The sequence below is a fragment of the Streptomyces sp. NPDC090083 genome (genome assembly GCF_044747445.1).
Lineage (GTDB): Bacteria > Actinomycetota > Actinomycetes > Streptomycetales > Streptomycetaceae > Streptomyces.
The window spans coordinates 89,238-95,237 of the sequence record NZ_JBIVED010000020.1; the positions used below are offsets into that span (position 1 = coordinate 89,238).

Annotated in this window: 5 protein-coding genes; all 5 read right to left on the reverse strand. The window is 75.0% G+C overall.

From position 1 onward, the window contains the following. Window positions 1-407: 407 nt before the first annotated feature. Entirely contained in the window at window positions 408-1,442 is a 1,035-nt protein-coding gene (locus ACIPTO_RS41605) for a cyclase (protein ID WP_401200798.1), read from the reverse strand. Window positions 1,443-1,664: 222 nt separating this feature from the next. Next, on the reverse strand, window positions 1,665-2,417 hold the full coding sequence (locus ACIPTO_RS41610) for an alpha/beta fold hydrolase (RefSeq protein ID WP_366326057.1): 753 nt from the start codon (window positions 2,415-2,417) through the stop codon (window positions 1,665-1,667). Between the two features lie 415 nt (window positions 2,418-2,832). After that, window positions 2,833-3,654: an AfsR/SARP family transcriptional regulator gene (locus ACIPTO_RS41615; protein WP_366326059.1), complete on the reverse strand. Its 822-nt coding sequence runs from the start codon at window positions 3,652-3,654 to the stop codon at window positions 2,833-2,835. A gap of 923 nt (window positions 3,655-4,577) precedes the next feature. After that, window positions 4,578-5,381, reverse strand: coding sequence for a ScbR family autoregulator-binding transcription factor (locus tag ACIPTO_RS41620; protein ID WP_401200801.1), 804 nt, complete (start codon window positions 5,379-5,381; stop codon window positions 4,578-4,580). Window positions 5,382-5,635: 254 nt separating this feature from the next. After that, a partial coding sequence (locus ACIPTO_RS41625) for a heterodisulfide reductase-related iron-sulfur binding cluster (protein ID WP_401200804.1) occupies window positions 5,636-6,000 on the reverse strand: 365 nt, incomplete at its 5' end.

Here is a 6,000-nt window from a genome sequence, read left to right on the forward strand (position 1 = left end):
GCGGTACTGGCGGTGTCTGCGGTGCGGGGCCGGACGCACGGGGGCCGGTCCTGGCCGTAGTGCCTCTCTGCCATGACGCCCTCCCTGGCCTGCCTGCGTCCACAACGGTCGAGATCAGCACGTTAATGGCCCTGCGCGCCCGGAGTCCGTTTCCCCGAGCGGATGTGCAGCGGGGTGCGAGCTGCCCCCGAGAACAGCCGAACGGCCGCGACCGGAGACAGGAAGACGGAGGGAGGCAGGGGTGAGGGGTGAGGAGGCGAGAAGGGGGGCGGGAAGGAGGGGTGCGGCGCGGCGGGAGGCGGCGCGCGGAAGGCGGGGGCCCGGCGGCGGGGCCGGCCGGGCGGCCGTCACGATACCGGCGCCCGGCCGGCCGCGGGGGCGCGGCGGGGGCCGGTTCGAGGGGTTCTCTAGCAGACGGGACGGACGGGGGGTACCAGCATGCGGACGGCGCTGTCCGCATGCTGCTGGGCCAGGGTGAGCAGGATCTGGCTCTCACGGGCGACGGCGGCCCGTACCTGGCGGCGGGCGTCGGCGAGGGTGGCGTCCTCGCCCAGGACGGCGGGGATGTCCTCCTCGCACAGCACGAGGGTCTGGCGTGAGGTGAGGGTCGCCCCGTGTTCGTCCTCGGTCAGGGACCATTCGCCGGTGTGGGCGGCCAGCAGCGGGGCGAGCGTGGTCTGTTTGTGGACGATGCGGCCCGCGTGCGGGAAGCAGATCCGTACCGACTCGCTGGTGTGCACGCCTTGGCCGGCCGGGCTGCGCAGGGTCACGCGCTGGATGCCGGGGCTCTCCTCGCTCACCCGGGCCCCGCTGATGTGGGCGATGTGCTCGGGCCAGTCGCCGGCGCGGTAGAGGAAGTCGTAGGCGAGTTCGGCCGGGCCGTGGACGCGGATGGAGTCCTCGCAGTGCAGGACCAGGTCGTCGAGGCGGCTCCACTGTTCGGCGAACCGTTTCAGCTGGGCGAGCTGGGTGCGGATGTTCAGGTCCGCGACCTGCCCGGGCCAGTGGTCGGCGACCTGTCCCGGCCACCGCGGGCCCGCCCCGGCACCGGGAGCGCGGCCTATGCCGATGACGTCGTGGGTGCTGTGGCTGCAGCGCAGTTCCAGTTCGCTGGCGTGCGGGCCGCGGTCGCGGATGCTGATCACGCCGCGCATCGGCTCCAGCGGGGAGCCGGGCGCCTCCGGACGGACCTCGATCCGGCGCTCCACCGGGTCCAGATGGCGCCACGAGGTCCACGACTCCAGCCGGCCGCACACCCAGAACCACATCCGCAGGCGTTCGCGCCCGCCGTCGACGCCGTCGATGTCCAGGCGCTCCACATGGATGCTCGGGGTGAAGTAGAGCGGCAGTTTCGGCGCATCGGCCAACACGGCGTAGACCACACCGGCGGGTGCGGCCACCTGTATGCGGTGGACCGCCCCGCCGTCCCGCTCACCAGCCATCCCGGAACACCTCTCTCTGTCTCTTCGGCTCTTCGCCGCTCTCTTCACGTGTGCGGCGCCTGTACGGGACGTTGTCCGTACGTGACGTCTGTGCGCGACGCCGTACGTGACGTCTGTGCGCGCTGTCTGTGCGCGCCCGTGGGCGCCTGTCCGCGCACGGGCACGGTCCCCGGGGGTGCGGGGCGGGCGGGTGCGGGGCAGGCGCGGCGGGGCGTGCGGGGGTCAGCCGACGGGGGCGGGCTCGGGGGTGAGCCGGCGCACGACGCGGCAGGCCCGGCCCAGCAGCCGGGGCAGTTCACGGCCGCCGCGGACGAAGAAGTGCCGGCCCGGCACGGTGCGCGAGCGGACGGGGCCGCTGGTCCACCGGTGCCAGCCCTCGGCCGGCCGGGCCGCGGCCAGCGGGTTGTCCTGGGAGGAGACGACGAGGACCGGGGTGGTGAGCGGGCCCTGCGGGCCGGGCAGGCGGGCCGCCTCGTGCAGGGACTGGGCCAGCGCCAGGTCGGCGCGCAGCACCGGCAGGACGGCCCGCAGCCAGATGCCCTCGTCGCTGCCGGCCGGGACCGCGCCGCGGCCGCCCAGGACGTGCAGCAGTTCGGCGTCCGTGGCCCGGCGGGCGTCGGGCAGGCCGGCCGGCAGGCGCGGCGGCGGCCACGCGCCGACGGCCAGCAGTGCCGGCCCGGGCAGGCCCGCCTCGTGCAGGGCGCGGGCGACGGTGAGCGCGATCATCGCACCGAACCCGTGCCCGTACAGCACGAAGGGTCCCTGGTCGGGGCCGGTGAACCGGGGCAGGACGTCGGCCAGCAGCGCCCGGTGCGTGGTCACCCGCGGCTCGCCGCGCCGCGGGGCGCAGCCGGGCAGGAGGACCGGGAGCGGTCGTACGCCGGGTCCCACGCTCGCGGCCCAGTGGTCGAAGACGGAGACACCTTCGGCGGAGTGGGCGAAACAGTGCAGCCGCACTGGCTGTTCGTCCGGCATGGCATCCTCCTGTGTTTCCGCTCCCGGCAGCCCGCGGCAACGGGGCGACGGGGCGGATTCCGAGCATCGCCATCCGCCCTCGAACCCCACTCGAGAACCCGACGAGCCGGTACACGGGTGGTGACGGAGGCGGCAGCGGTGGCGGAGGCGGAGGATGTGCCGTGGCCCGCCGGGGTGTCACGGGCCGGGCGGGGGCGGGGAGTTGCGGCAGGGGGGCCGCCGAGGGGTGAGGGACTTGCCCGACGGCGGCCGGCGCGGGCGCCCGTGCAGGGTTTCCCCGACGGCGGCCGGTGCAGGCCGGGTTGAGGCCTGCGGGCGCGGGCCGGGCCGGGCGAAGCCGAGGGGGCGGGCGGGGCTGGCCCTGGTGCACGTCCTGACCCGGCGCCGGGTCCCGGCCCGGTGTTGCGGCGGAGCCCTACGCGGCGTAGCGGTCGAAGGTGGAGCCCCGGCGGGGGCCGGCCATCACGTCGAGTTCGGGGTCGACGGCGAGCATCGCCTGGTGCAGGCGCTGGAGCTGCGGTGTGGGTTCCACGCCGAGTTCGTCTATGAGACGTCTGCGCAGCCGCCGGTAGACGTCGAGGGCGGAGGCCTGGCGGCCGGACCGGTACAGGGCGAGCATCGCCTGCGCGTGCAGGCCCTCGTGCTGGGGGTGGCGGGCGACCAGGTCGGTGAGTTCGGCGATGAGTTCGGCGTGCCGGCCCAGCCGCAGGTCCGCGTCGATGCGCCGCTCGACGGTCACCAGCCGTGACTCCTCCAGCCGCAGCACCTCGATCTCCAGGACGGGGCCCAGGCGTACGTCCACCAGGGCGGGTCCCTGCCACAGGGCCAGGGCCTGGCGGAAGCAGCGGGCGGCGGACTCGTCCTCGCCCTGTTCGAAGGCCTCCTGGCCCTCGGTGATGAGGCGTTCGTAGCTGTGCACGTCCACGGACTGGGGCGGCACCTGCAGGAGGTAGCCGCCGTGCCGGGTGGCCAGAACGTTCTTCGCGCCGCCGGGGGCGCCGGGTCCCATGGCCGTGCCGAGGCTGCGGCGCAGCTGCATGATGTAGGTCTGCAGCGTCGTCACCGCGCTCTGCGGCAGTTCCGTCCCCCAGATCTCCTCCATCAGCGTCGACACCGGCACGACGCGGCCCGGATACAGCGCGAGCAGGGCGAGCACCTGCCGGGGTTTTCCGGCAGTCGGGACGATCGAGTCCCCGTTCACGGCGGCACACAGCGGACCCAGAACCTGAATCTCCATGGTTTCCTCCGTTCGTCGTGGGGCACTCCCGATGGCGGAAATGCGTCGGTGAAATGGCACGCTAGCCCTCCCCGCACCGGAGGCGCGGGTTCCTTCAGTGGCCTTCGAGCGGTCCTCAACACCCGTGCGGCGGACGGCACATGAGCACCGTTTCGCGGGCAGGGACCCGGCCGACACCGGCCGGAACAAATACCCCGGGGCCGCCGAATTCCATCTCTCCTGGTGGCTGATTGAGTACGCCTCACTCCCCTGCGTGACGGCGTGGTCCGCGGGGGTGGTGAAGTCCGGCAGAGCAGGCGCGCGTTGGAGTGGCGCGGCGGTGAAGTCCGCTGAATCGAGGGGGCGCTGGAGGTGGCGGGCGGCGAGAATCCTCTGGCGCGGGGAGATGCCGAGGTGGCGGTGCGCTGAAGTCCGCGGGAGACGGGGCACGTCGGGGCCACGGGGCGGGCCAGACGGTGTGCGCCGCAGCCGGGGCGGACCGGCGGCACGGAGCAGCGGGGCCGCGGACACCCCGGCAGACCGGAGGAGCCGGGGGCGGCGGCGTACGGCGCGGCCCGAGCGCGGCCCGAGCGGCCTGGGGACACGGGGCTGCGGGGCCTTCCGGTGTCAGGGCGGCGCGGGGGCGGGAGGCAGTGAAGTCCGTCCGGGCGCGGGCCGTTCGAGGCGCCGGGGCGGTGATGTACGGCCCGGCCGGGGGGACTTGGCGGCACAGGGCGGGGAGGCCCGGAAGAGCGGCACAGGCGACGCGGGCGATATGGGCGGCGCGGGCGGCAGGGGCGAGGGTGTGCGGCGGCGCAGCCTGATGCCCGAGGCCCGGAAGCGGTCTCACCGTGCGTGGGGCGCCGCCCGCGCGGCTCTGCGGCGGCGGTCCGGGCTCCGGGCCGGCTTCGCCGGACGGCGGGGCGCCGGGCGCCGGGCGGCCGTTACCGCCCGGCGGACGGCGGCTGCATCCGTGCCCGCCCGCCACCGCCCCCACCACTCCCGCCGCTCCCGCTCCTGCCGTTCCCGGCACTCCCTCCGCTCCCGGCGCTCCCGGTGCTGCCAGTGCTCCCGGTGCTGCCGGTGCTGCCGCTCCTCCCGGCGTTCCCGTCGGGGGCCGCCGGCCGGGTCCCGGCGCACACCAGTGCGTCCAGGTCCCGGCGGCTGGCCAGGCGGGGCAGCAGGACCTCCCACAGCCGGGTGACGTTGTGGCGCCGCAGCCAGGAGGCGTCCGTGGCGCCGAGGACCTGCAGGCCCACGGTCGCGGCGACGACGACGCGGGCGGCGTCCGTCCAGGGCAGCCCGGGTGCGAGCGCGCCGCGGTGTCCGGCGCGGCGCAGGCTGTCCTCGACCCAGTGCCGCCACCGTCCCCGGGGTCCCGGGCCGGTGGGCGGGGTGGCGCGGGCGGCGCTGTCGGCGGCGAGCTGGAAGCCGGCGCGGACCACGGTGTCCCGCGCCAGGGTGTCCATCAGTTCGTGGGTGGCGTCCACCACCGCCTGCAGGGAGTCGCCCTGCCGTTCCCGGGCCGCCCCGGTGATCCGGGCCACCGTCTCGGCCGCCTGGGCCTCCACCGCCTCGGCGAGCATGTTCTTGTTGGCGAAGTGGAAGTGCAGCGCTCCGTTGCTGACACCGGCCCGCGCGCTAATAGCGCCGAGCGACGCGGGTGCGAAACCGGCCTCGGCGAACACCTCGGACGCGGCCTCGATCAGCGAACGCCGCGTGCGGGCGGCCCGCTCCTGCTTGACCATGTACTGCCTCCTGGCACCGGAACGTCTGCGTTTCCCGCCCCTCACGCGCACGGACACCCGTACGGGAGGGCGCCCCGCCCGCGAAGCCGCAGGCCGGCGCGGGCACGGCGGGGCGGGAACCACACCGACACACTAACAAACCGCATGAGCGGTTTCATATATGCGGGCACGAAGCAGACAAGAACATCGCTGGTCAACGGCTAGGGGGCCGCCCCAGACGGCCCCCGCTCCCCCGGTGCACTCCCCCGCCACCCCTACACGGCGGACTCCGGCTCCACCGCGCCCTCCACCCCGCCCTGCACCCCGCCCTGCACGGCGCCCCGCGCGGCGCCGTCCGCGGCATCCTCCGCTCCCGGCCTCGCGACCGACTCGAGGAGGAGTTGGGCGACGTCGACGACCTGGACGGATTCCCTGGCCCTGCCGCCCGCGGCGGAGCCGCTGTCAGGTGCAGCCTTCCTGGCGTTGACGGAGTCGGTGAGCATGACGAGGCAGAAGGGGCAGGCGGTGGAGACGATGTCGGGGTCGAGGGAGAGGGCTTCGTCGACGCGTTCGTTGTTGATGCGTTTGCCGATGCGTTCTTCCATCCACATGCGGGCGCCGCCGGCTCCGCAGCAGAAGC

What these genes read in the sequence shown, in the direction of transcription:
- ACIPTO_RS41610 (WP_366326057.1), bottom strand. Translation starts at nt 2,417, where the DNA reads ATGCCGGACGAACAGCCAGTGCGGCTGCACTGTTTCGCCCACTCCGCC.
- ACIPTO_RS41620 (WP_401200801.1), bottom strand. Translation starts at nt 5,381, where the DNA reads ATGGTCAAGCAGGAGCGGGCCGCCCGCACGCGGCGTTCGCTGATCGAG.
- ACIPTO_RS41615 (WP_366326059.1), bottom strand. Translation starts at nt 3,654, where the DNA reads ATGGAGATTCAGGTTCTGGGTCCGCTGTGTGCCGCCGTGAACGGGGAC.
- ACIPTO_RS41605 (WP_401200798.1), bottom strand. Translation starts at nt 1,442, where the DNA reads ATGGCTGGTGAGCGGGACGGCGGGGCGGTCCACCGCATACAGGTGGCC.